15 protein-coding genes and 1 pseudogene are annotated in these 23924 nt (G+C 65.6%); 4 read left to right on the top strand and 12 right to left on the bottom strand.

Annotated elements, in window-relative coordinates:
- Window position 1: 1 nt before the first annotated feature.
- The gene (locus EST26_RS10050; protein WP_291067531.1) at window positions 2-991 is read right to left on the bottom strand and encodes an alpha/beta fold hydrolase; all 990 of its coding nucleotides are present in this window, start codon (window positions 989-991) and stop codon (window positions 2-4) included.
- 276 nt (window positions 992-1267) lie between these two features.
- Here EST26_RS10050 and EST26_RS10045 point away from each other — a divergent pair, with 276 nt between their 5' ends.
- On the top strand, window positions 1268-2302 hold the full coding sequence (locus EST26_RS10045; RefSeq protein ID WP_291067529.1) for a serine/threonine protein kinase: 1035 nt from the start codon (window positions 1268-1270) through the stop codon (window positions 2300-2302).
- Window positions 2303-2759: 457 nt separating this feature from the next.
- Window positions 2760-3500, top strand: coding sequence for a PEP-CTERM sorting domain-containing protein (locus EST26_RS10040; RefSeq protein ID WP_291067527.1), 741 nt, complete (start codon window positions 2760-2762; stop codon window positions 3498-3500).
- Window positions 3501-3587: 87 nt separating this feature from the next.
- Here the strand turns inward: EST26_RS10040 and htpG are convergent, their stop codons facing one another.
- Entirely contained in the window at window positions 3588-5537 is a 1950-nt protein-coding gene (gene htpG / locus EST26_RS10035) for a molecular chaperone HtpG (protein WP_291067525.1), read from the bottom strand.
- Between the two features lie 171 nt (window positions 5538-5708).
- Between htpG and EST26_RS10030 the strand changes: the two genes are divergently transcribed.
- Window positions 5709-7238 (top strand): CYTH and CHAD domain-containing protein, encoded by a 1530-nt coding sequence (locus tag EST26_RS10030; RefSeq protein WP_291067524.1) that lies wholly within the window; start codon window positions 5709-5711, stop codon window positions 7236-7238.
- Window positions 7239-7316: 78 nt separating this feature from the next.
- Here EST26_RS10030 and EST26_RS10025 read toward each other — a convergent pair whose 3' ends face one another.
- Window positions 7317-8312, bottom strand: coding sequence for a quinone oxidoreductase (locus EST26_RS10025; protein WP_291067523.1), 996 nt, complete (start codon window positions 8310-8312; stop codon window positions 7317-7319).
- 121 nt (window positions 8313-8433) lie between these two features.
- On the opposite strand from EST26_RS10025, the gene EST26_RS10020 reads away from it, so the two are divergent.
- The gene (locus tag EST26_RS10020) at window positions 8434-9369 is read left to right on the top strand and encodes a DMT family transporter (RefSeq protein WP_291067522.1); all 936 of its coding nucleotides are present in this window, start codon (window positions 8434-8436) and stop codon (window positions 9367-9369) included.
- Between the two features lie 20 nt (window positions 9370-9389).
- Here the strand turns inward: EST26_RS10020 and EST26_RS10015 are convergent.
- The 9 genes and pseudogenes from EST26_RS10015 to EST26_RS09975 all read right to left on the bottom strand — a co-directional run.
- A pseudogene (locus EST26_RS10015) lies at window positions 9390-10503 on the bottom strand (ATPase, T2SS/T4P/T4SS family); the annotation flags it as partial.
- Window positions 10493-11260, bottom strand: coding sequence for a spermidine synthase (locus EST26_RS10010; RefSeq protein ID WP_291067520.1), 768 nt, complete (start codon window positions 11258-11260; stop codon window positions 10493-10495). The gene EST26_RS10010 and the pseudogene EST26_RS10015, both read right to left, overlap by 11 nt.
- Before the next feature lie 46 nt (window positions 11261-11306).
- Complete coding sequence (gene pelG, locus EST26_RS10005; protein ID WP_291067518.1) at window positions 11307-12683, bottom strand: exopolysaccharide Pel transporter PelG; 1377 nt, start codon at window positions 12681-12683, stop codon at window positions 11307-11309.
- Window positions 12683-14215, bottom strand: coding sequence for a GT4 family glycosyltransferase PelF (gene pelF / locus EST26_RS10000; protein ID WP_291067516.1), 1533 nt, complete (start codon window positions 14213-14215; stop codon window positions 12683-12685). Before pelF ends, pelG begins: the two co-directional genes overlap by 1 nt.
- A complete protein-coding gene (locus EST26_RS09995; protein WP_291067514.1) occupies window positions 14212-15228 on the bottom strand; it encodes a hypothetical protein in 1017 nt (338 codons plus the stop codon). Before EST26_RS09995 ends, pelF begins: the two co-directional genes overlap by 4 nt.
- On the bottom strand, window positions 15206-16633 hold the full coding sequence (locus tag EST26_RS09990) for a PelD GGDEF domain-containing protein (protein ID WP_291067512.1): 1428 nt from the start codon (window positions 16631-16633) through the stop codon (window positions 15206-15208). The genes EST26_RS09995 and EST26_RS09990 overlap by 23 nt, the downstream gene beginning before the upstream one ends.
- An 18-nt stretch (window positions 16634-16651) precedes the next feature.
- Window positions 16652-17203 (bottom strand): penicillin-binding protein activator LpoB, encoded by a 552-nt coding sequence (locus EST26_RS09985; RefSeq protein WP_291067510.1) that lies wholly within the window; start codon window positions 17201-17203, stop codon window positions 16652-16654.
- 35 nt (window positions 17204-17238) lie between these two features.
- Window positions 17239-21144: a tetratricopeptide repeat protein gene (locus tag EST26_RS09980; RefSeq protein ID WP_291067508.1), complete on the bottom strand. Its 3906-nt coding sequence runs from the start codon at window positions 21142-21144 to the stop codon at window positions 17239-17241.
- Window positions 21110-23872, bottom strand: coding sequence for a bifunctional glycoside hydrolase 114/ polysaccharide deacetylase family protein (locus tag EST26_RS09975; RefSeq protein WP_291067506.1), 2763 nt, complete (start codon window positions 23870-23872; stop codon window positions 21110-21112). The genes EST26_RS09980 and EST26_RS09975 overlap by 35 nt, the downstream gene beginning before the upstream one ends.
- Window positions 23873-23924: the final 52 nt, after the last annotated feature.

Raw genomic sequence — 23924 nt, 5'->3', positions numbered from 1 at the left:
CTCATAACTGCGCCAGCAGCCAGCGGCCCACCGCCTGCGGCATAGCGAGTGTGTGAGCAGGCAAGGCGGGAAAGCCCACGTGTCCGCCCTGATCGGGTTGCCACAGTGTGACGCAAGAGGCTACGTCCTGCGCCCGAGGCAGTGATGCAGCGGGAACAAAAGGGTCATTGCGCGCATTCAGCGCCAGCGCCGGCACCCGAATGCAGGCCAGCAGCGGTTTGGCCGCAGCGCGCGTCCAATAATCGTCTGTGTTGCGAAAGCCATGCAGCGGGGCTGTGAACAAATTGTCGAACTGGTACAGATCGCGCACCGCCAGCATGTCCTGGCGGTCGAACAAACCGGGGAACTGATCGAGCTTTCTCAAGGCTTTCGGCACCATGCTGGCAAGGAACATCCGGGTGTAGACCTGCCGGTTCAAGCCGCGCCCGATGGCGTAGCCGCTGGCCATCAGATCGAGCGGCGAGCAAACCGCAGCGACGGCGCGCACGTGGCGCGCGGCCGACTCGCCGGCTTGTCCAGCCCAGCGCAGCAAGGCGTTGCCGCCCAGGGACACGCCCACGGCCAGCAAGGGGCGGCCGGGGTTTTCCCGTGCAAAGCGCTGCAGCATCCAGTCGATCTCGGCGCTGTCGCCGCTGTGGTAGGCCCGCGGGGCGAGGTTGATCTCTCCCGAGCAGCCGCGAAAATGCGGTACGGCAAACGCCAGACCGCAAGCGGCGGCAAGGTCAGCAAAGGCACGGGCGTAAGGACTGGACGACGAGCCTTCCAGGCCGTGAAACAGCAGCAGCAGCGGCGCAGCCGCAGCGCTCGGGTGTGCGGCCCAATCGACATCGATGAAATCACCGTCCGGCGTATGCCAGCGCTTGCGCCGCCAGTGCGGTTTGGCAGCAAAGTGGCGGCCCGCCAGCGCCGCCCAGATGGTTTGCGCATGGCCGCCGGGCAGCCACCAGGGCGCCCTGTAGTCGATGCGCGGCGCTGCCCGGGGCGGGATCATCTGGGCCGCTCAATCCGGCTTGAGTGGCCGGACAAACCGGTCGCCCCTGTAGGCGCCTTCGTCCCGCGCGGGTAGGTCGCGCCGGGGTGTGCGCGTTTTGGCGGCCCGCGAGAGGGGGTGTTTGGCATGAGCGGGATAAAAGGTCAGGGGTCCGGTGTGCGAGCCGCGCACCGGACCTTGCCAGCGCAGCGCAGGCGCAAATTGTAGGCTCTGTTTGGAGTGGGTTGGCCGGGTCGGGTCTCGATGACGCCGGCGTGGCAGCGGCGACAATCGGCCATGAGCACAGCCCGTCTGCACCCTTTTGCCACCCTCACGCCCGACGTGGTGCAAGACGCGCTGGAGCAGGTCGGTTTGTCTGGCGACGGGCGCATATGCGCGCTCAACAGCTATGAAAACCGGGTCTACCTGGCCTACCTGGAGCCGGCGTTTGACGGGCTGCGGCAGGTGGTGCTCAAGTTCTACCGGCCGGGACGCTGGAGCGACGCGCAAATTGACGAAGAACACCAGTTTGCCGCCGAATTGGCGGCGGCCGATTTGCCTGTCGTGCCGCCCCTGCGGCTGCGCGGCCAGACCTTGCACCACGGCGCGGGTTTTGCTTTTTCCATCAGCCCTTGCCGCGGCGGGCGTCGCCCCGAGCTGGACGACCTCGAGGTGCTGCAATGGATTGGCCGTTTGCTGGCGCGGCTGCACACCGTAGGCGCGGCGCGGCCCTTTGTTCACCGTCCGGCGCTGGACGCCAGCGGCTTCGGGCGCGAACCGCGCGCTTGGCTGCTGGCGCACCGCGCGGTAGCGCCCGAGCTGCGCCAAGCCTGGGCCAGCGCGCTGGAACAGGCGCTGGCCTTGATCGAGGCGCAGCCGGTGCTGCGCAGCGGCACGCCGACGACCCTGGCGGATATCGCGCGCATTCGCCTGCACGGCGACTGCCACCCCGGCAACATACTCTGGACGCCGCACGGTCAGCCTGGCGCCGGGCCGCATTTCGTCGACCTCGACGACGCGCGCAGCGCGCCGGCGGTGCAAGACCTGTGGCTGCTGCTGGCCGGCGAACGCCGCCAGCAAACGCGCCAACTGGGCGCGCTGATCGACGGCTACGAGCAGTTGCGCCCGTTCGACCGGCGTGAGCTGGCGCTGATCGAGCCGCTGCGCACGCTGCGCCTGATCCACTACAGCGCCTGGCTGGCGCGGCGCTGGGACGACCCGGCGTTTCCGATCAACTTTCCCTGGTTTGGCAGCCGCGATTACTGGGCCACCCAGGTCGATCTCTTGCACGAGCAGATCGAGGCCATGCAGTCGCCGCCGCTGCAGGTTTGAGCGGTCCCGGGATGGATCGATCGGACTCTGCCGAGCCGGTGAGCGTGGCGGCGCAGTTTTAAAAAATTCGATTTCCCGCATACTTTTGAATCAAGTGTGCAGACTGCTTGAGTTTTTTCGTGTGACTTGAATGCGGTCTTGTCGGATGATTTGACAGATTTTTCTGCGCCGCTTTCGATGAGGCCGATCTGCATTGCCCTGCGGTGCCGGAGAAAAGCAAGGTTTTGCCCGATTTTTATCGAATGGATACATTTTTTTCCGTGCCGGTGCCGCCATCGCAGCGACCGAGCCAGCGGCTGTCGGGAAATTTGTCAAATGGCTCTGCTGGCCCCGCCGGTTTTCATGAGTATTGCCAGATGGTTAGCCAACTTGTTGATTTTGAATGATTTATTTTTCTGGCACGGTGCTTGCATAAGAAGAGCGCTCCCACTCATCAACTCTCCAAAGGAATCCCATCATGAAACTTCCATGCTTCGCCGCTGCGGCGCTGATCAGTCTGGCCGGAGTATCCCAGTTGCACGCCGCCCCCCTGCTGTTGGGCGACAAGGTCGAGGTCAGAGACTTGGCGGGCGGTCTGTACACGCCGTCGCCGGCTCTCGGCGACCCCAACGGGCTGTTTGCGGATGTCCGCTACCGACTCAACGGCGGCAGCGAAATCAGCACCCAGGCCGGTATGTTTGTGCTCGATCGCCGCCATGTGGCGCCCAGCGTGCCCACCAGTTGGCAGCAATTTCTGAGCTTTTGCTTGGAGCCTCACGTGCTGGTGGCACCGTTTGACAACCCCTACACCGTCAACAGCCTGGCTGGCGCGGGTTTTGGCGCAGCCAGCAATGCCATCAGCGAGCTCTGGGGTCGTCATTTCGGCTCGATCAACAACGACAACACCGCCGCCGCCTTCCAGGTCGCGGTCTGGGAGCTGGCTTGGGGCAGCACCGACAAAAACCTCGCTACCGGCGCCTTCATCCTGACCAGTGGCGGGGCGGTTCATTCCATCGCGCAGAGCTGGTTGAACAGCCTGGACGGCACGGGTCCGAAAGAGCTGCGCCTGGTCGCTTTGTCGGACAAGGTCAACAGGGACAACTACCAAGATCTTCTGACGCACCAGGTTCCAGAGCCGGGGGTGCTGGCTCTGTTGGGTGTGGGTTTGGCCGGCATTGGGCTGGCACGCCGGCGCAGCAACCGGTCGCAAAAGGCCTGAAGCAGCGGCGCATCAGCGTCGCAGGGCCGATCCCGATTCGGGGTCGGCCCTTTTTTTGGTCTTGGCTGTCGGGGAGCGGCCGCCGGATCAGACCAGCAGCGCGTTGACGCGCTTGACGTAGGCTGCTGGGTCGTCGGGCAGGCCGCCTTCAGCCAGCAGTGCCTGGTCAAACAAGATGTGCGCCAGTTCGTCAAAGTGGACGCTGCCTTCGAGTTTTTGCACCAGCGCATGCGCCGGGTTGACTTCCAGGATCGGCTTGGCATCGGGTGCTTGCTGACCGGCCTGTTTGAGCAAGCGCGCCAGTTGCGTGCTCATGCCCTGGTCTGTCGCCACCAGACAGGCCGGTGAATCGACCAGCCGGGTGGTCACACGCACGTCCTGCGCCTTTTCTTTCAGGCATTCTTTCAGCCGCTCGAGCACCGGCTTGAAGGTCTGCGCGGCCTGTTCGGCGGCTTGCTTTTCCGCCTCGTCTTGCAAGTCGCCCAGGTCGATCGCGCCCTTGGCCACGCTTTGCAGCGGGGTGGCGTCGAACTCGTGCAGGTGCGACAGCGCCCATTCGTCGACACGGTCGGTCAGCAGCAGCACCTCGATGCCTTTTTTGCGGAACAGCTCGAGTTGTGGACTGCTGTTGGCGGCGGCCAGGTGGTCGGCGGTGATGTAGTAAATGGCCTTTTGACCGGCCTTCATGCGCGCTTTGTAGTCGGCAAAGCCGACGCTGACGCTGGCGCTGCTGGTGCTGGCAAAGCGCAGCAGGCGGGCGATTTTTTCCCGGTTGGAAAAATCTTCACCCAGACCCTCCTTGAGCACGGCGCCGAATTGCGCATAAAAGGCCGCGTATTTGCCGACGCCTGCGCCTGCATCCGGGTCAGTTTCGGGTGCTGCACCCTCGGCTTTTGCTTCGGCCTCGGTGCGGGCGGCGGCAGGGTGGTCTTTCTTGGCCAGGTCTTCCAGCATGCCCAGCACGCGGCGCGTGTTGCCTTCGCGAATGGCTTTGACGTCACGGCTTTCTTGCAACAGCTCGCGGCTGACGTTGAGCGGCAGGTCAGCCGAGTCAACCACGCCCTTGACCCAGCGCAGGTACGACGGCAGCAGCGCCTCGGCTTCATCCATGATGAAGACGCGCCGCACGTAGAGCTTGATGCCGGCTTTGCGTTCGCGGTTCCACAGGTCGTGCGGGGCCTGAGCCGGGATGTAGAGCAACTGCGTGTACTCGGTGCTGCCCTCGACGCGGTTGTGGCTCCAGGCCAGCGGCGGCTGGCTGTCGTAGCCGCTGTTGAGAAAGAAATCGATGTACTGCTGGTCGTCGAGATCTTTTTTCGGCCGCGCCCACAGCGCGTTGGCTGAGTTGACGGCCTCCCAGTCCTGTTGCTGCACGTACTCGTTTTTCTCGGCGTCCCACTCTTCTTTTTGCATCAGCACCGGCAGGCTGATGTGGTCTGAGTATTTGCCGATGATGGACTTGAGTTTCCAGTGGCTCAGGTACTCCGATTTGTCGGCCTTGAGGTGCAGCGTGACGCGGGTGCCGCGAGCGGCGCGCTCGATCGGTTCGACGTCAAACGCGCCGGTGCCCGCGCTCACCCAGCGCACGCCTTCGGCAGCGGGCAGACCGGCACGGCGCGACTCGACCGTGATCAGGTCGGCGACGATGAAGCCCGAGTAAAAACCGACGCCGAACTGGCCTATCAGTTGCGCCGCCTGCTTTTGGTCGCCCGAGAGGCGCTGCATGAAGTCCTTGGTGCCGCTCTTGGCAATCGTGCCCAGGTGCTCGACCGCCTCGGCCAGGCTCATGCCGATGCCGTTGTCGCTGATGGTGATGGTGCGGGCGGCTGGGTCGAACGACACGCGCACCGCCAGCTTGGGTTCGTCCTCGAACAGCGCGGCGTCGTTGAGCGCTTCAAAGCGCAGCTTGTCGCAGGCATCAGAGGCGTTGGAGACCAGTTCGCGCAGAAAAATGTCGGGGTTGGAGTAGAGCGAGTGCGTGACCAGGTGCAGCAGTTGCGAGACTTCGGTTTGAAACGAGAGGGTTTGTTTGCTCATGGATGCAGCGGGTGTGAAAAGCCAAAAAACGCCCCTGGACGGAGCGAACGAGAACGCCGATTATGCGAAATTGCGCAGCCGGGCGTTGCTGGCAATAGGGGGCCGCGGTTACACATTCTGCTGGCATACTGGGCGCGTTGCCCGCTAACCCTAACCCTGGAGTGTTGCAATATGGCGCAGGAAATCGAACTCAAGCTGGCACTGCATCCGGATGACCTGGACGGCTTGTTGGCGCACCCCTTGCTGCTGGCGCACGTGCACCGGCTTGAGGAGTTGCAAAACACCTACTTCGACACGCCCGCGCTGGCGCTGTTGCAGCAGCGGCTGGCGGTGCGCGAGCGGCAGAACGGCGAGCGCACGCTGCTGACCGTCAAGACCGCGGGCAGCAGCAGCGCCGGCCTGAGTCAGCGCGGCGAATGGGAAGCACCGACCACCCCGGGCCAGTTCGATTTTGCCGCGTTGGTGGACGACGCCGAACTGGCGCAGCAGCTCACGCGCCTGGCCTGGCAACTGGTGCCGGTGTTTCGCACCGACTTCAAGCGCCGGTGCTGGTTGCTGTCCTACGGTGGTGCCCAGATTGAATTGGCGTTGGATCAGGGTTTCATCGTCACCGGTGCAGCCCCTGCTGAGCGGCGCCAGCCCATTCTCGAGCTCGAGCTCGAATTGCTTGGCGGCCCGGCGGCGGCCTTGGTCGATCTGGCGCACACGCTGGCGCTCGGGCCGCAGGGCCAGGCGCGCAGCGGCCTGCGCCTGCATCCGATCGAGCGCAGCAAGGCCGAGCGCGGCTACGCGCTGTATCAGTCCAGCGTGCTCAAGCCGCTCAAGGCCCGGGCGCTGCAACTCAGCCCCGAGCAAACGCCGCTGCAAGCCTTTTGCAGCGCGGCGCTGGAATGCCTGTCGCATCTGCAGGCCAACAGCGCCGGCCTGCTGCTGAACCAGGCCAGCGACCCGCTGCCGCCACCCGAATTTGCACACCAGGCGCGGGTGGCGCTGCGGCGGCTGCGCAGCGGCCTGCGCTTGTTTGGCCCCGAGCTGCCGCGGCGCTTCGTGCTGCACTGGTCGCTGCAATGGAAACACCTGGCCAGCTTGCTGGGCGAGCAGCGCAACTGGGACGTGTTCGCCACCGAGTGCCTGCCCGGCTTGCAGGGCGCCAGCGCGCCGCTCGAAATCGAATCGGTCGCGCAATGGGCCGAGCGCCAGCGCCGCGCCGCCGCCCAGCGCAGCAGCGATGAACTCGCCAGCAGCGCGCAGGCGCTGCGGCTGCTGGCCTTCATGCACGCGGTGCTGAGCCTGCAGCAGCGCAAGACCAAGAAGCCGCTGGCGCTGGCGCACTGGGCGCGCGAGCAACTGGCGCTGCGCCACCAGCGCTTGCGCCGCGCGGCCAAAGAAGCGAGCCAACTGGGGCCGCAGGGGCGGCACGAACTGCGTCTGAAGCTCAAGCAACTGCGCTACGCGCAGGAATTTCTCTCCAGCCTGTTGCCGCCCAAACAGACCGAACTCAGCACGGCAGCACTGGCCGGCGCTCAGGAGCTGCTGGGCCGGCTCAACGACATCAGCACCGCGCAGGCGCTGCTGGACGAGTGCCCCTTGCCGGCCGCGGCAGCGCTGCACGAGTTGCTGCAAGCCCGGCTCGAGCAAGGTTTGCTCGAGCTGCCCGCGCTCGAGCGCCAGCTTGCGCAAAGCCCGCTGCCGTGGGACTGAGGGGAAGCGGCGGCTCGGTCGGGGTGGATCGCGAGCGGGTTGCGCGCCAGGGCGGCATCGGCTGAGGCGGCGCACCGTTCAGGGCAACAACACCGTGCAGCCGGTGGTCGAGCGCGCCTCCAGGCTGCGCTGCGCGGCCTGCACATCGCTGAGGGCAAAGCGCTGGCCGATGTGGATTTTCACCTGCCCGTTCGTGACCACCGCAAACAAATCGTCGGCCATGGCCTGGGTATTGGCGCGGCTGCTGATGTGGGTGAACAGGGTTTGGCGCGTCAGATACAGCGAACCTTTGGCGCCGAGCAGGCCGGGCGCAAACGGCGGCACCGCGCCGCTGGCGTTGCCAAAGCTGACCAGCAGGCCAAACGGCCGCAGGCAGTCCAGCGAGCCGTCCCAGGTGTCTTTGCCGACCGAGTCGTAGACCACCTTGACGCCCTGGCCGCCGGTGATGTCTTTGACCCGCGCGGCGAAGTCTTCGCGCCGGTAGTTGATACAGAATTCGGCGCCGTTGGCCAGTGCCAGCGCACATTTTTCGTCCGAACCGGCGCTACCGATCAGCCGCAGGCCGAGGGCGCGCGCCCATTGGCAGGCGATCAGGCCGACGCCGCCGGCGGCGGCATGAAACAGCACCCAGTCACCCGGTTCCAGACCCTGCACCGGGCGGCATTTTTTCAGCAGATACTGCACCGTCAAGCCCTTGAGCATCATCGCCGCGCCGCTGTCGAAAGCTATGCCGTCGGGCAGGCGGCAGACGTTCATGGCCGGCATCACGCGCAGATCGCAATAACTGCCGGGCGGGTTGGCGGCATAGGCCACCCGATCGCCCACCTGCAGGTGCGTCACGCCCGGGCCAAGCGCCTCGACCACGCCGGCAGCTTCCATGCCCAGCGTCAGCGGCAGCGGCAGCGGGTACAGGCCGCTGCGCTGGTAGATGTCGATGAAATTCAGACCGATCGCGTGGTGGCGAATGCGCAACTCGCCCGCACCGGGCTCGCCGACCGCAACGGTCTCTATTTGTAATTGTTCGGGCCCGCCGTGGGCGTGAATGCGCACGGCGCGGCTGCTCTGGGATGTCATGTCTGCTCCTGTAAACATGGATCAAAACCGCGATGCTGCCATGAAATCCGTTCGACGTGGCGCCAGCATAACGTGACCCGGCCAGCGCAGCGCAGCGGGTGCGCTTGTTACAGTGTGGTCCATGTCCCAAACGATACGCTTGAGCCCGGCTACTTTGGCACTGCTCTTGATTCCGCCGCTGATGTGGGCCGGCAACGCCGTGGTGGGTCGGCTGATGCAGGACGTGGTGCCGCCGGTGACGCTGAATTTTCTGCGCTGGGCGCTCGCGTTTGTGCTGCTGCTGCCGCTGGCGGCCTGGGTGCTGCGTCCGGGCAGCGTGCTGTGGTCGCACTGGCGCCGCTTTGCGCTGCTGGGTCTGCTCGGCGTCGGTCTGTACAACGCCTTGCAGTACCTGGCGCTGCAAACCTCGAGCCCGATCAACGTCACCTTGGTGGCCGCCAGCACGCCGGTGTGGATGCTGTTGCTGGGGCATTTTTTCTATGCCGTTCGCATCTCGCGCCGCGCCGTGCTGGGCGCGCTGCTCTCACTCGCTGGGGTGGCGGTGGTGCTCTCGCGCGGCGAATTTTCTCAGTTGCAAGCGCTGCGACTGGTGCCGGGCGACGCCCTGATGCTGCTGGCCTCGCTGATCTGGGCCTGGTATAGCTGGCTGCTGGTTCGGCCCCGGCCGGGCAGCGAACCGGCCGCCATTAGGGCCGATTGGGCGGCCTTTTTGCTGGCGCAGATTCTGCTGGGATTGGCCTGGGCCAGCTTGATGACGGCCGGCGAGTGGCTCACCCTGCCTGCATTGCCCGCCGGGGCCAGCCACATCGACTGGGGCTGGCCGCTGGCGGCTGCCGTGCTGTTCGTGGCGGTCGGCCCCTCGCTGCTGGCCTACCGTTGCTGGGGCGCGGGTGTGGCGCGCGTTGGCCCGACCGTGGCGGGTTTCTTCGCCAATCTCACGCCCCTGTTTGCCGCCCTGCTGTCGGCCGTGCTGCTGGGCGAGCCGCCCCGCTGGCATCATGCGCTCGGATTCGTGCTGATCGTCGGCGGCATCTGGGTGTCTTCACGGCGCTCTTGATCCGGCTCTTGGTCATGGAAGCGTTCGCCCGGAGCGTATGAGCGTTTTTCTCCGGGCCCATCAGGCCAGCACGATGCCGTGCGGGCGCTGGATCAGGCCCTCCCAGCGCTGCGCGTCGGGGGCAGAAAAACCGAGCGATTTCAGGTCTTTGCCGGTGACGTCGGGATCGAAAATGCGCATCACCAGCTTTTCGCCAAACGCGGTCGGCAGGGTAGACAGGCGCATTTCGACTTCCTCGCCCTTGTCCGCCCCCCGGCTCGGGCGCAGGGTCTTGATGCGGCCGTCTTGTGGGCGACGCTTTTCCAGCACGTCCATGCGCCCGAGCAGTTTGATGCGCGCGGTCATGGCGTTGAGCACGCCCATCGGCATCTGATAAACCCGGTGCAGCACGCCGTCGATGCGAAACCGGATCACGCCTTGTTCGCGCCGCGGCTCCAGATGGATGTCGCTGGCGCGCTGGTCAAAAGCGTACTGCCAGAGCCAATCGACCACCTGCACCACCCCTTGGTCGTTGGCGTCGAGCTGCTTGTTGGCCCGACCCAGCTCGACCAGTTGTTCGAAGCTGGAGAGTCCGCCCGGAGCACCACTTTTGTTGGCCGCGCGCACCGACTTGGCCAGGGCGAAGAATTCGGCCGTGTAGCGTGCAATGTCCGCCGGGCTGGCCAGCACCAGTCGCACGGTTTTGCGCGTCTGGCGTTCGATTTCGGGCACCCAGTCGCGCACAAAGGGTTCGGCGCTCGCCACAACCAGCTCGCTGCTGCTGAGCTGCACTGGCAATACCTTGTGGCGCGTGGCGTAGGCAGCACTCATTAGCTCGCAGACCTTGCCGACGTCGACTCTCAGCGGGTCGATGCGCAAATAGCTCAGGCCGCTGCGCGCCGCCAGCCATTGCGTCAGCGCCTCGACGTCGAGCACTTGGCCGTCACAGGCGCGCGCCATGCCCACCACCGCCAGCCGCTGCAGCGGGTGCTGCGCGCTGTGCGCCAGGGCGCAGCGGGCAATGGTGCGCTCGGCTTCGTCGGCGGCAATCACGCCGTCGGCGTGCAGCCAATGCACCAGGCTGCGCCAGTCGAGCGGGCCGGCGGGGTCGGTCCGGGCGCTGGCCGTGCGGTGGGGTGGCGGATTATTCAACAATGGGTTTGAGCAGCGGCAGCCATTGCGGCGCCGGCAAGCCCCAGCGTGCCTGTACCGTCGCAGCGCGCACCTGCCATTGCGCGTGCGTGGGGCGCGTGGCCTGGCGCAGAGCCAGCACCACCGTGTTGCCTTCGCGCGTGGGGGGAAAGGCCCAGACCGCGCGTGCGCCAAAGGCGCTGACGATGCGTTGCAGCGAGTGCTCGAAGCGGGCGTCGCGGCCAAACAGGTTCACCGTCATGCCACCGTCGGCGCGCAGCAGGGCGCGGCAGTCGGCATAAAAAGTGGCGCTGTCTTGCACCGGTGCGGCGGCATGCTGGTCGTACAGGTCGACCTGTAGCGCGTCCACCGTGGCGGCGTGTTCGGGCTGGCGTATTGCTGCGCCGGCGTCGGCCAGCAGCACGCGCAGGCGCGGCCCCTCGGGCGGCAGCTTGAACCAGGCGCGGCAGGCCGCCAGCACCTGCGGGTTGATTTCTACCGCAGTGCATTCCATGTCCAATTTTTTGTAGCAGAACTTGGTCAGCGCCGCAGCGCCCAGTCCGAGTTGCATGGCGTGGCGCTGCGCCAAGGAGTCGGCCTCGACGAACAGCAGCCAGGCCAGCATGCGCTGCACATAGTCGAGCTCGATTGCAAACGGCGCGCGCAGCCGCATCGAACCCTGCACCCATTCGCTGCCCAGGTGCAAAAAACGCAGCGACCCCTGTTCCGAGATCGTCACCTCGGGCAGGTCGGCAGGCGTTGGGGTGCTTGGGGGCGTCATGTGGGGCAGGCAAGACAATCGCGTTCGGGCGGGTTGGATTAAGCGCTCATTGCAGCATGAAGGTTTCGTACTCCAGCCGGTTGAGCTGACGCGAGAGCAACACCAGACCGGTTGCCAGCGTCAGCAGCACCGAAAGTGTAAAGCCGTAGCCGTACAAGGCCGCCCCGTACCACAGCGTGAAGGCAGTGAACAAGGCGTTGAGCAGCAGAAACTGGGCGCACAGAAAGAGCACGATGCGGCGTTGATCGAGGTAGAAAAAGACGTTCAGAATCGCCATCAGGCCGACTTGCAGACTGGCGCCTATGACCTGGATGTAGAGCAGTTCCAGGTACAACTCCGAAATGCCGAGCACGCGCAACAGCGCCGGGCCGGCGATGAAAGTCAACAGCACCGCCAGCGTTTGAATCTTGCCGATCTCGCTCAGGCCCTGGCGGATCGAGTAGACCATCTCGTCGCGCATGTGCTCGATGTGTTCGAGCGATCCGCCGCCGCGCACCGCGCTGTAGAACTTGTCGTAATACTCGACAAAATCGGTCTCGATGCGCACCAGAAACACCGCCATGCCGGGGATGATGGACAGGTAGGCCAGAAACACCGGCAGGTCGTAAATCAAGGAGGCGCGCAAGTCGCCGATGATCGGGTCCGAGGTGGGCGGGAAGTACCAGAACATGAACTTGTCGATCCAGACCGCCAGGTTGTAGAGCAGGCCAATCGCCATCAGGCTCGGGTACAGCAGGTCGCGCTGAGCGAAGTCAAAGCGGATTAGCGGCTGCGGCTGCGGGCTGAACTCGCGTACCGTCAAAACCCACATGCCGGCCAGCAAAACCAGGTGGCCCAGCACAAAGCCGCCCAGCAGCCCTTCCAGGCCGTAGGGCCGCAAGGCCAGCGCGAACAACACGATCAGGGCATAGGAGGCGCCAAACAGCAGCACGATGGCCTTGTAGCGCTTCATGCCGGAGAGCAAAACCGTCATCACCCAGACCGCGCACAGCAGCACGAAACCGGCCAGCATCAGCAGCCGGTACAGCAAACCGAGTTCGGATAAAAAAACGAACAGCGCGACGCTGCCGAGCAGGCCAGCGAGCGTGATGACGATCAGCAGCAGGCCATGCAGGTTGGGAAGAATCAGATCGTTCTTTTTTTCGTACAGCCGATCCGAGACAAAGCGGGTGAAGGCCAGTTGCACCAGGCCGGTCAGAATCAGGCTGCAGGCCACCAGGTAGGTGACCGACGTCTGAAATTGCGTCACCAGCTCGGCCGGCTCTACCACGGCGGCGCTGAAGATGCCGATCAACAAGATGCCGATGATGGAGAACACCCAGGGCCCGGAGCCAATCACGCCGGCGTAGACGTAGGCCTGCGTCTGGCCCAGCAGCGTGTCTTTGCGCAGCAGGTGGCGCAACTCGAAACCAATGCCAGCCATCAGCGTTCTGCCGCGCTGCGCTGCAGCGCGCCTTCGTAAACCTGCCGATAGCTCTGCAGCATCATGTCATCGGTGTAATAGCGCTCGACCCGGGCAATGCCGGCCAAGCTGGCGGCGTGCCAGGCCGCGTGGTCGCCCAGCAGCGCCAGGGCTGCGCTGGCCAGCGCCTGCGGGTCGGCCAGGTTGACCACCGCGCCCGAGTGCCCCAGGGCCTTGTCTTCCGGGGTCAGTCCTTCGATCAATTGCCGGCACGAACCGACGTCGGTCGAAACGGTGGGCACGCCAGCGGCATAGCCCTCCAGAATCACCAGCGGCAGCGCTTCGCTGATCGACGACAGAATGCACAGGCCGATCTTGGGCAGCAACTGGTCGATTTTCTGAAAACCGAGAAAATGAACCTGCTCTTGCAGACCCAGACTCTGCACCAGGTTGCGGCACTCCTGGGCGTAGGCCTTGTCCTCATCCTCCGGGCCGGCAATCCAGCCCTGCGCTTGCGGCATGTGATTGACCACGCTGCGCATGGCTCGAATAAAGGTTTTGATGTCCTTGATCGGCACCACGCGGCCAATCAGGCACAGCACCGGCGGCGGCGTGAGCGGGCGCAGCGCGCGCAGTGGTGCCAGGTGTTTGAGGTTGACGCCGTTGGGGATGTTGAAGCAGCGCTCGGCGCGCGCGCCGTCGGCGATCTGGCGCAGGCGGTTGGTTTCGTACAGCGCGATGATCGGGTCTGCCGCGTCGTAGCAAAAACGCCCCATCCATTCGAAGTAGCGAATCCACATCTGGCGAAAGTAAGACAGCTCGCTGGAGTCGCGCTGAAACACGTTGCGGTTGTCGCGAATCCACTCGCTCTTGAACAGGTCGATCTTGCGTTCTTTGGTGTAGATGCCGTGCTCGGAGAGAATCAGCGGTGTGCCGCGCGTCTGGTGCAGCAAAGCGCCCAGCAAGCCGGCGTAACCGGTCGAGATGGTGTGCAAGACGCGCACCGCCGGCAGATTTTTTGCCACCGTGCCGAGCATCCACAGCGGCCCGTGCATGATGCGCACGGTCCAGAAATAATCGACGAAAGACGGATCGGCACAAAAGCGCCGATAGCGATCGCAGACGATGTTCCAGGAGCGCTCGCTGTGCAGGAAGTCGGCGAGTTTGAGCTTGCCCCCCGGCAAAATGTCCGCAGCGATGCACTTGAAGGCGGCCAGCGTTTCCTCCACCGGGGTGCCGGGGCTGAAAGTGTCGTGCATGCGCGCTGCCAGTTCAAACGCCTGTGCATCGCCTGGGCGTGCGGTCGGCCGCTCACCGTGCAGCACGCCGTCGTAGAGAAAATGCTCCTCGAAGTGCACCACGTTGGCAGGCAGGGCGTATTTGAAAGCGCCGTAATCGGCGCGCCGGCTGCCCAGAAAAACCAGCGCAAAACGGTACTGCGGATAGGCCCGGATGATTTGATTGACCCAGCTCGAGACGCCTCCGCTGACGTAGGGAAAAGTGCCTTCGAGCAGCAGGGCGATGTCGGCAGAATCGGCGCGGGGAAATGTCATGGGGGGTTCCAGTAATCGATCACCGGGCGCAGACGCGGCAGCGCACCCCACTGGGCCAGCTCAGCCATCAGACGTTGGGTGCCGGCGAAGTCGCCGCGCTCGAAATGCAATTCGGCCAGGTAGGGCAGCACCCGGGTGGCCGGCAGGCCGAGTTCGCGCGCGTGTTGGTAGGCCTGCTCGGCCGCTTCAAGCTGACCTTGCGCCTGCAGCAACTGGGCCCGGCGCAGCGTCAGCGCCGGGTGCTGCGGCTGCCCATCGAGCACCTGCTGCGCGTAACGGGTCGATTCGCCGAGCGCGTGCGCGCGCAAATCCCCCTGCACCAGACCCTGATAAATCAGCTCCCAGTAAAAGTCCGACAGCCACTGCGCGCTCTCCAGCGTTCTGGGGCCGGGTGTTTCCAAGCCTTCTTCTTTCTGCGCCTGATGCAGGATTTTCAGCTCGTCGTCGATCAACTGGTTGATGCGTTTTTCCTGGCTGTCCAGCAAACCATAGGCCAGCAGCCGAATGTCTTCGCTCGGGTCGCTGAGCACGCTGCGCAGCAGCGGCGCAGCCACCCGGCCGGGAATGTGTTGCAGCGCGATCATAGAGCTGATGCGCGCGCTCAAAGGCGCATCGGTGTTGCCAAGCAAAGCGCGCACACCGACCTGACCGAACCCGGCCTGGATGCGCTGGTGCGGGTCAAACACCGGCAACTGCAGCGATTCGAAAGGCTGCGGCAGGCGCCGGCTGCGAAACCAGCGCAAATGCAGCACGGCCGCGATGACCACCACAAAACCGACGATGGGCAGCGCATAAATGCAGGCCGCCAGCAGCAGCCAGACCGCCAGCCGGGGCCGCGCCATGGCAGCCGGCAGCAAAACCAGCGCGGCCAGCGCCAACACGCCGCTGGCCGCGGCATGAACCAGCAAAAACCAAACCAGCACGGCGTCGCTGTGGCCACGCAGCAGCAATCCGCCGCTCCAGGCGCCCAGCTCCAGCAAGACGGCATAACTACCCAGCTTGTAATTGAACATCGGCAAGCTTTTTCAGTTGCCGCAAAACGGCGACCGCTGGCTCTGGGCCCAGGGGCAATACATGGCTGAAAACGCCGCATTCGGCCAGCGTTTTGCCGCTTCTTTGCTGGGCCCAGTTCTCCATTCGGGCCAGATAGAGTTCGGCACCGCCGGCGTCGGTCAGCGGCAGCAGCAGGGCCAGCAGTTGCTGCTGCGGGCCGCTGGTCAACCAGCTTTCGTCGAGCAGGCGTTTTTGCCGCTGGATTTGCTCTGCGATGTCATTCTGGCCCGGGCGCGGCCGGATTTCAAAGGCAACCACGCTGGTGTTGACGCCCGATGCCTGCTTCAGGTGCCACAGCCTTTGTATTTCGCAGGCAAACCGGGGCGGGCAGTCGGGCAGCTCAGCCAGAATCGGCTGCGCCAGCGTCTGCCTGACCATGCCGTCAATGAAGTAGCTCAGCAGCAGGTTGATGGTTTGCAAGGTTTCCTCTTGCAGCGAGAAAAAGGGGATTTTCTCCACCAGCAGCAGGCCGTGTGTGGCGCCGTCGAAGCTGGTCAGCGGCGCCGCAATCAGATAGCGACTCGGCTGCTGCTTCTTGCCCAGGGCCTGACTGACGTGGCACAGGCGGTTTTGCAGCAGCGCTTGCTGCAGCAGCGGGTCGTCTGGCGCCAGCGGGCGCGGCTGGCCGATCGAGGCCAGCGCCGGCTGGCGCAACTGTCCGCTGTCCAGGGTATGGATGGAAGCCGTTTCCAACTGACAGAATTGGGCCAGCAAGCGCAGCAGCGACAGGCCATCGGCGCCGGGGTCTTGATCGGTGCTGCCAACGCCGCGCAAGGTCTTGAGCGCGTCGCGCATCGCCATCGGCCGGCTGATCAAGTCTTGTTCCAGCCGGTCGTGCGACAGACGCAGCAAATAGTGCTGGTGGGTCAGGTACTCCAACTGTTGTTCGAGATAGGTTCTGGCACTCTCGGCCTGGCGCGTGCGGGCAATCCACAGGCTGGAGAATTCGCCGCACAACATCACCAGAATAAGACCGCCCAGAAAAGGCAGATCGGGAAACGGGACGTCTTGTCCGAAATTGAACCCGATCCAGGCCAGCAGCAAAACCACGGCGCCACCCAGACCCGCCAGCGGGCCGTAGCGCAAGGCCAGCAGGGCCGGGGCAAACCAGACCCAGGGAAACTCGGCCTGCAACCACAAGGGGTCAGTCGGGTTGAAATACCAGCCCAAGGCCACCGCCAGCAGCGGCAGCGCAACGATTTCTCCGAAAACCACGCCGCGATTCGGGTGGCTGGAGGTCAGGCGATCGAGCAGCCAGCCCAATGTACGGCCCAGCAGGCGGCCCCAAGTGCCGCTGCCCAAGCGCGAGCGCGCCCCCGGCGCCGGGGGAACGCGCTGGTCGGCCTGTGTCTGGTTAACGGGCATGCCCAAGTCTGCTTGGAATTAGCGCGCGGCGGCCAGGCCGCCAACCAGCAACTCGTTGATCAGGTCGCGCGCCACCACCGCCAGCGCCTGGCGGCTCCAGCCGCTTTGGCCGCCGGCGCCGCTCCACAGCGTCTGACCCGTTGCCACGTCGATGATCTCCAGCGTGAGGCCGACCGCCGGCTCGCCGTCGACGCCGACTTTGTAGCGCCACTCGTCGACCGCACCGGTCAGCGCGTAGCGCACCCCCTGTTGGCGCGCCCAGTCCAGGGCCTGCTCCTGTTGCTGGCGTGCGCCGGCGTCGAACAGCGCTTCTTGCTGCGCCGCAGCCGGTGGCCGTCTGATCTGGGCCACGCCTTGGGCGCGCAGCAAGGCCGCCGCAATCGACTCGGCGCGCGCGCCGGCCAGCGGTGTCTCGGTGTGGTTGGCAAACGGCAGCACCACCCAGGGGGCCTGCCGCTCCAGCGTGGGCGCTGGGCTGAAGTGCAGGGTAGAGCAGGCCGCCAGCAGCGGCAGCAGGCCGACCAGCAGCCAAAGGCGCAGGTGGCAGGAAAAAAAACGCAGCGTTTTCATGTGAGGCTCCCGGTGTGATGTGGAATGATTTAGGTTCAGTAGTGCAGGCGGTACTTGAGTTGCAGCTCGCGGGTCAGGGCGCCGCCCTGCTCGCCCGACTTGCCCAGTGCGCCGCGCAGGCTCAGGTGGTCGGCACCGAAAACGCTGCCGGCCAGGCCCAGTTGCAAGTCGTAGCTGAGTCCTTGGCGGCTGTGGTGGGTGAGGCCTAGGCTGGCGAAGGGGCGCCAGGCGCGCGTGTATTGCTGCTGGTAGCGTACCTGGGTCGACAGGCGCAGGCCAAAAAGGTCAAAATTCTCGGGCACAAAGTGCGTTGCGCTCAGGCTGGTCAATTCCAGTGGCAGCAGTGCTGCCACGCTGGCGTGTTCGGCCCGGATCTGATTCGGGTCGGCGCGTTGGTCAAAGCGGTGCCGGGACCAAAAAGCATTGAATTCCAGATCGGGCGTCTCTTGCCGCAGCCCATGCGTCCAGCTCAGCCGGGTGAAGCTGCCGCGGCCCAGGGCAGGGCCGCTTTGCAACTGAAAGCGCTCGCGGGCGTATTCGAACTCGATCTGGTCGCGCCGCGTGAGCTGCTGGCGCAGACCGAACGAGACCCGGTCTTTTTTGCCCGCCACACGCAGCATCAGGGTCTCGGGGCTGGGCAGGTCCGTGCCCAGGCTCAGGCGCAGCGTCAGGCGCTCGCTGACGGGCTCTTCGTGCTCGATCTGAAACGGCGTATAGCTGGCCGTTGCGTGCCGGTTTTCCAGCAGCACGCGGGTTTGCCCGTCTTGGTGCTGCCAGTGGGCCTGCAAGCGGCCGAAGGACTCGTCTGGCACCTTGCGCATGTCTTGTGGCCGCTGCACGTGGCGCTGGACGCGCCCGATTTCGTAGTCAAACCCGAGCCGCGGACTCAGCATCAAGCGCCCTTGTGCCGCCGTCACCTGTTCGTCAATCGAGCCGAGTTGGCGTTGCAGCACGCCAACGCCGGCGTGGTCGCTGAAAGCCAGCAAGGACTCGCTCAGTTGCTGGTGCAGCGGGTCGTCGTCGGTTTGCTGGGTTTGCGTCTCGAAGGCGTCGGTCTGCGCGCGCCGCAAGTCGCCCACGCGGCGCGCGGCGTTGATGCGGTCGTAGCGCGGCAGGCTCTCGCCGAAGCGATCGAGCAGCAGCGCGGCTTCGTCGCGGTCGTCCTGCACCAGCGCGACCGTGATTTCGGCCCACAGCGGTCGGTTGGCCCGGTTGTTGCGGCTGCGCAGGTACTGGTGCCAGAGAAAGGCGCGCTGCGCCTGGTGTTCACCCCGTTCTTGCAGCCAGCCAATGGCGAGTTCGGCCGCCGGGTTGGAGTGCTTGTTCTCGGCGTCACGGTCGAGTCGCAACAACTCGCGCAGCGTCTGGCGTGCCGCGTCACCCGGGCGCTGGCTCAGCAGCAGCCGCGCGCGCGCAATACGGCGCGTCGGCGACAGATCGGCTTGGCTCAGCCAGTCTTGCTGTGCCCCCTGCGGCGTTGTCGCTGCGCGGGCAACGGCTTGCCACTCCTGGCTTAGCAGATGGCGGCGCAGCCGCCAGGCGCGGTCGCTGTGCTGGTTTTGCTCCAGTGCGTCGGCGTAGTTCATCAGCCAGAGAAAATCGGTTTGATGCTGCGCCAGCCGTGGCGTCAAATAGCGTTGCAGCGCCACCTGCGGCAGCGACAGCGCCTGATAGGCAAAGGCCAGCCCATCGTGGCGCGCGGCATCGGTGCGCCAGGTGGCTTCGTGGCGTTGCAGCCAGCCGCGCAGCGCGGGGGCGTCGTCGCTGTTGATGAACAGCCACAGCAGCGCTTCTTGCAGCGCCACGTCCTGCGGCGCGAGTTGCAGGCCGGCTTCGAAATCGCGCCGCGCCAGCGCCAGCTCGCCGCGCTGCAGGTGGTAGTTGCCCGTCAGGCGCAAAAAGACGGGGTCGCGCCGCAGTTGCGCCAGCAGCGGTGTGTGCCCGAGCCGGCGCAGCAAAACGCCCAGCTCGGCCCATTGCTGCGCGCTGCTGTGCAGGCTGAGCGCTTGCAGCAGGTGGCGCGGCTCGGCAAAGCGCTCCCAGGCCCGGGCGGCCACCCGGGCCGCCTCGCCCGGGTGGGTCGGTGCCAACAACTGCAGCAGCGTGTCGTAGTCGGTCGCCAGCGCCTGCGGCGTGCCCAGCAGCACGGTGTAGGCGCGAATCGCCGCCGCTTCTTGTTGCTGCAACACGGCGAGCTGGCCGCTGAAGCGCCAGAATTCGAGCTCTGCTTCGGTGTCCCGGCCCACCCGGGCCTGCGCCTGCTCGAGCCAGCGCAGGCCCTCAGCCCCGCGGCCTTGCAGCATCAGCAAGGTGGCAGCCCGCATGGCGCGCGGCGCGTTCAGTTGTGACTCAAGGGCAAACAAGCGCTCCCAGGTCTGGATGGCGAGTGCTGACTGGCCGGCGCGCTCGGCCAGTTCGGCCTTCCATTCGAGCGCTTGCGGCGCCAGGGCCGGACCCATGCGCGCCAGCAAGTCCAGGGCCGCCTGCGGCTCCCCGACCCGTTCGTAGGCGTCCAGCAGTTCTTTCAGCAGGCGCAGGTTGCCGGGCTCGCGCCCGAGCTGGTGGCGCAGCGCTGGAATCAGGGCCGGGTCTTGGAACAGGCCTGGGGCCAGGCGCAACACCGCCTGCCAGGCCTCGTCTTGCTGGGTCTGCTCGGCCAGCAGCAGCCAGTGCTCCAGCGCCAGCTCGGGCCGCTGCGTCCATTCCGACACCTGGGCCAGGCGCTGGCGCCAGACCATGTCGCGTGGTCGCTGGCGCACCGCAGCGGCGGCCAGTTGCCAGGCCGCCTCCAGGTTGCGGTTTTCCAGGAATACGCTGTAACCCAGGTTGAACAAATGCTCGTCAAAAGCAATCCCTGGTGCGCCGACCGTTGCCGGCGTGCGGGTGCTCACCGCCTGCAAGCCATCTGCGCCCCAGGCGCGGGCCAACTGCTGGGCCTGCCACTGGCGCAGCCAGGCCATCTTGAGCAAGTGGCGTATGTGATGTTCGGCGCGGTCGGGCCGGCCGGCGGCGCGCGCGAGCTCGACCAGCAGCAGCAAGGTGACCCGGTCGTCGGCCAGGTCACCCAATTCGCGCTCGCCCAGTTCGAGCGCCGCCACCACCTGGTCGCCCGACTGCAAGGCGCGCAGCGCGGCGTGAAAATACTCGCGCGCCAGCCGCGCATCGGGGGTGCTTTGGCGCGCGCGCAGATAGGCGTTGGCGGCCAGCTCAAAGCGCCCGTGGGCCAGCGCCTGCTGGGCCGCGCGCTCGAACAGTGCCGCCGCCTGTGCTGGATCGGCGTGGTGTTCGGCCAGGCGCAGGTAAACGTTGGTGGCCTGCTCCAAGCGCCCGTGGGCCAGCGCCAGTTGGGCCGCGCGCTCGAACAGTGCCGCCGCCTGGGCTGGATCGGCGTGGCGTTCGGCCAGGCGCAGGTGGAGTTGCAGACCCAGGTCAACGTCGCCGAGATCGAACGCCTGCGCCGCCAGCAGCAGCGCGGTCTGCTGTGGCCAGGGGTGGTGGCTGAGCTCGCTTAGCTGTTCGAGCAAAGCCGCCTGCTGCGCTTGGCGCGGGCCTGCTGGCTGCGCCGGCAGCGCCAGCCATTCGGCTTTGGCAAGCTGCCAGAGCAGCCAGCGGGCCTCGCCCTGCAAGCCGGGGTCGGCCGCCGCCAGCAGCGGCTGCAAGGTGTGGCGGGCGGCAGCGGTCTGCCCGATCGCGGCCTGCTGGCGCGCCAGCGTCAGCCGCAAGGCGGCGTTGTCGGGCTCGCTGCGCAGCAGGGTGCTTAAATAGGCCACCGACAGCGGGCTTTGCGGTGTTTGTTGGAGCCGATCAGACAGCTCGCGCTGCCCAAACATCAGCACCAGCCCGGCCACGACCCCGAGCGCCAGCAGCAGGATCAGCCAGGCCGGTGCCAGCAGCGGACGCCCGGGCTTATGGGCAGTTGATCTGGATGTCTGCTGCGGCATCGCTGAGTTGGAATCGCTGTACCGCGACCCCACCTATGGTCTGGCTCTGCTGTGGCGACAGCGTTCGTCCCTGCGCCGTTACACGGCAGCGCGGCGCCAGCGCCAGGCGAAACTCCAGCGGCTCGTAGGCGCGCAGCGAAAAGCTCAGGCGCTGGCCTTGCGCGTCGGACTGCCAGTTGCTCAGGCGGCCGTTGGCGTCGAACAGGTAGGCGCGCGCGGCCGGCGTGCCAGCGGGCTGGGTGCGAAACCAGGCCGAACTGCCGCTCAGGTGCACATAGGTTCCTTCGACCCCCGGGCTGAACCCGGCCACGCCCAGCGCGCTGCTCAAGTCGGGCACGCCCAGGGCCGCGGGCAACCGCAGGGTGCGCAAATAACCCCGGCTGCGCACGCGCCAGCCCTCGCCTTCACGCGCTATGCCCATGGCGTGAAAGTCTTGCACCTTGCGCGCGTATTCAGAGGCAAAAATCGGGTGCAATTCCTGCGCCTGTGCCCAGGCGTGCAAAGTGTGCAGCGCGTTCAGGCTGGCGCGCTTGCTGGCCGAATAGGTGTGGTAGTAAATGCCGACCGCTTTCAGCCGCCGCGGCGACTCGGTCATCTCAAAGGTTTCGATGGCGCGGGAAAAACCCCAGAACGGGCCGGTCCAGAGGTTGGTGTAGATGTTTTCGTTCGTGATCGGGGCGTACACCTGCAAAAAACCATTTTTCTGAATGCCGTGCGCGCCAACGGCGGTCAGCGTCGGGTTGCTGCGGGTGATGAAGGTGTCGCCACCGTTTAGGTTCAGCAGGCCGGCGCGCTCGGCGATTTCCAGCGCCTCGGCGGTGGGTGCGGTATCGCCCGACCACAAAATCATCTTGACCGGCTTGCCGGGCGGGGCCAGGTAGCGCTGGATGAATTGCGTCGAGCCGACAATCTCGCGCTCGAGGTTGAACTCGTAGCCCGGAATGTGCATGTTATGGGGCGGTGTGCGCTTCGGCCAGATCGCCTGATCCCAGAAAAGCGGGTGCGAGAAGGTGTGGGTGGCAATTTCCACGTGCTCCAGCGCAAACATGCGCCGTTTGAGCGCCATCAGTTGCGGGCTGAGTTCTGGAAACAGGCCGTCGGGGGAGACTTCGGCCTCGATCGCCGACATGGTGGTCGGCACCCGGTGCCGTTGCAGCACCTCGGTGAGCAAAATTTCGGCCGCCAGCGGACTGCCGGGGAATTCGGCGCGTGAGGGAAAGCCGTCGCTGTCGATGTGCGAGAAAAACAGCCGCCGACCGTTTTCAGTCGTCACGTCCGGCGCTGGCAGCGGCTCCAGCCGCAAAGCGCTTTGCAAAAAGGCAAACGGATCGACTATCCAGCGGCTTTGCTCGGTGCCGGGCAGCGACAGCACCACGAACGGGTCGAGCACGAAGCCGCCCCAAGGGGTCAGTGCAGCGCCCACAAAGGGCTGCTCGCGCTGGTCGCGAAATTCGAGCAGGGCCCGGGCGCGCGGGTCGCTCAGGCCGACCGACTGCAAATGCGCGCGTATGACTTGCGGCTGGGCCTCAAAACCCAGCATGGGGTCGACGCTGGCGATGCGAACCGCGCCCGTCGGGCTGGGCGGGGCGCTCAAACCCAGGCTGGCGGCTCGGTCGCGGTCGAGAGGAAAACCAAAGCTGCCCAGCACCGCCAGCGGCATGCCCGCGGCGATCTGGGCCTCCAACCAGGCCGCCAGCGCCGCCGCCGCCGGCTGCGGCAGCGAGCCAGACAGCCAGGTGGCCACGCCAGCGTAGCGGTCCTTCAGAATGTGGGTGGGCAGCGGCAAATTGACGTCAAAAAAATCGACCACGTAGCCCATGTGGTTGAACGGCATTTGCAAATAGCGGTGCGCCCGGACGTGGTTGAGCATGAGCGCGTCGCGGCCGTCGTAGAGCAAGGCCACGCGCCGGGGCTGCAACTCGATCTGGCCTATGCCCAGCGTGCCCAGCTCGTGGTCGCTGACCCAGGCAATGAAGCCATGGGCGCGAAGGCGTTCGGCGGTCTGGCGGGTGCTTTGACGATCGGCTGCGGGCACGTAGTCGATCGCCAAAATCGGAATGCGGTGCTGGTTCTTGATGTGATTGAGCTGCCCGAGCAACCACTCCCGGTCGGCCGGACTGACCTCTTCATAGCGCTGCGCCGCCGCGTTCCAGCGCTGGTACAGCGATTCGGCCGCCACCATGAATACCTTGTCGGCCACCTGCGGCACGATTTCGAAGCCGCGGTTCAAAATCAGGCGAATGCCGGGGAAGCGCCGGTGCAGGGTTTCAATGACGCGGACTAAGCCCTGCTGCTGCGCCGCTTCGTCAAATGTGGCGGCCAGCCGGTATGAATCGAGCGTGTCAAGAAAAAAACCGCGATAGCCCCGCTGCCACAGCGGCCCGATCACCCGCTCGGCAAAGAAATCGGGCCAGGCGGCGGGCGTTTGATCGAGCACCACCGAACCCCAGTCCGAGTTGCGTGCCAGGTGCCAGGACGGCGGAATGTCTTTGAAATAAGCCCGACTCGGATGCACTTCGGCCACTGCCACATAGGCAAACCATTCGCTGTCCGGGGTTTTGTGGCGCAGCGGATCGTGACCGTGATCGGCCTCGACCACCACGATGTCAAAAGCGCGCAACTCGCCCAGCGGCAACTGCGGGCCATAGAACAGCGCCACCGACGGATTGGCCCACAACGCCGGGCTGAGCAGCAGGCCCAGAGACAGCAAAATCTGGCGCAACAGCATGAAAGACTCCGGAACGGTTCAGGTGAATACGAATTTGCATCAGCGGGCAGGA

This window comes from Hydrogenophaga sp., from assembly GCF_014773545.1.
Taxonomy (GTDB): domain Bacteria; phylum Pseudomonadota; class Gammaproteobacteria; order Burkholderiales; family Burkholderiaceae_C; genus Hydrogenophaga.
The sequence above is the reverse complement of the archived record's forward strand: the minus strand, read 5'-3'. Positions and strand labels throughout refer to the sequence as shown.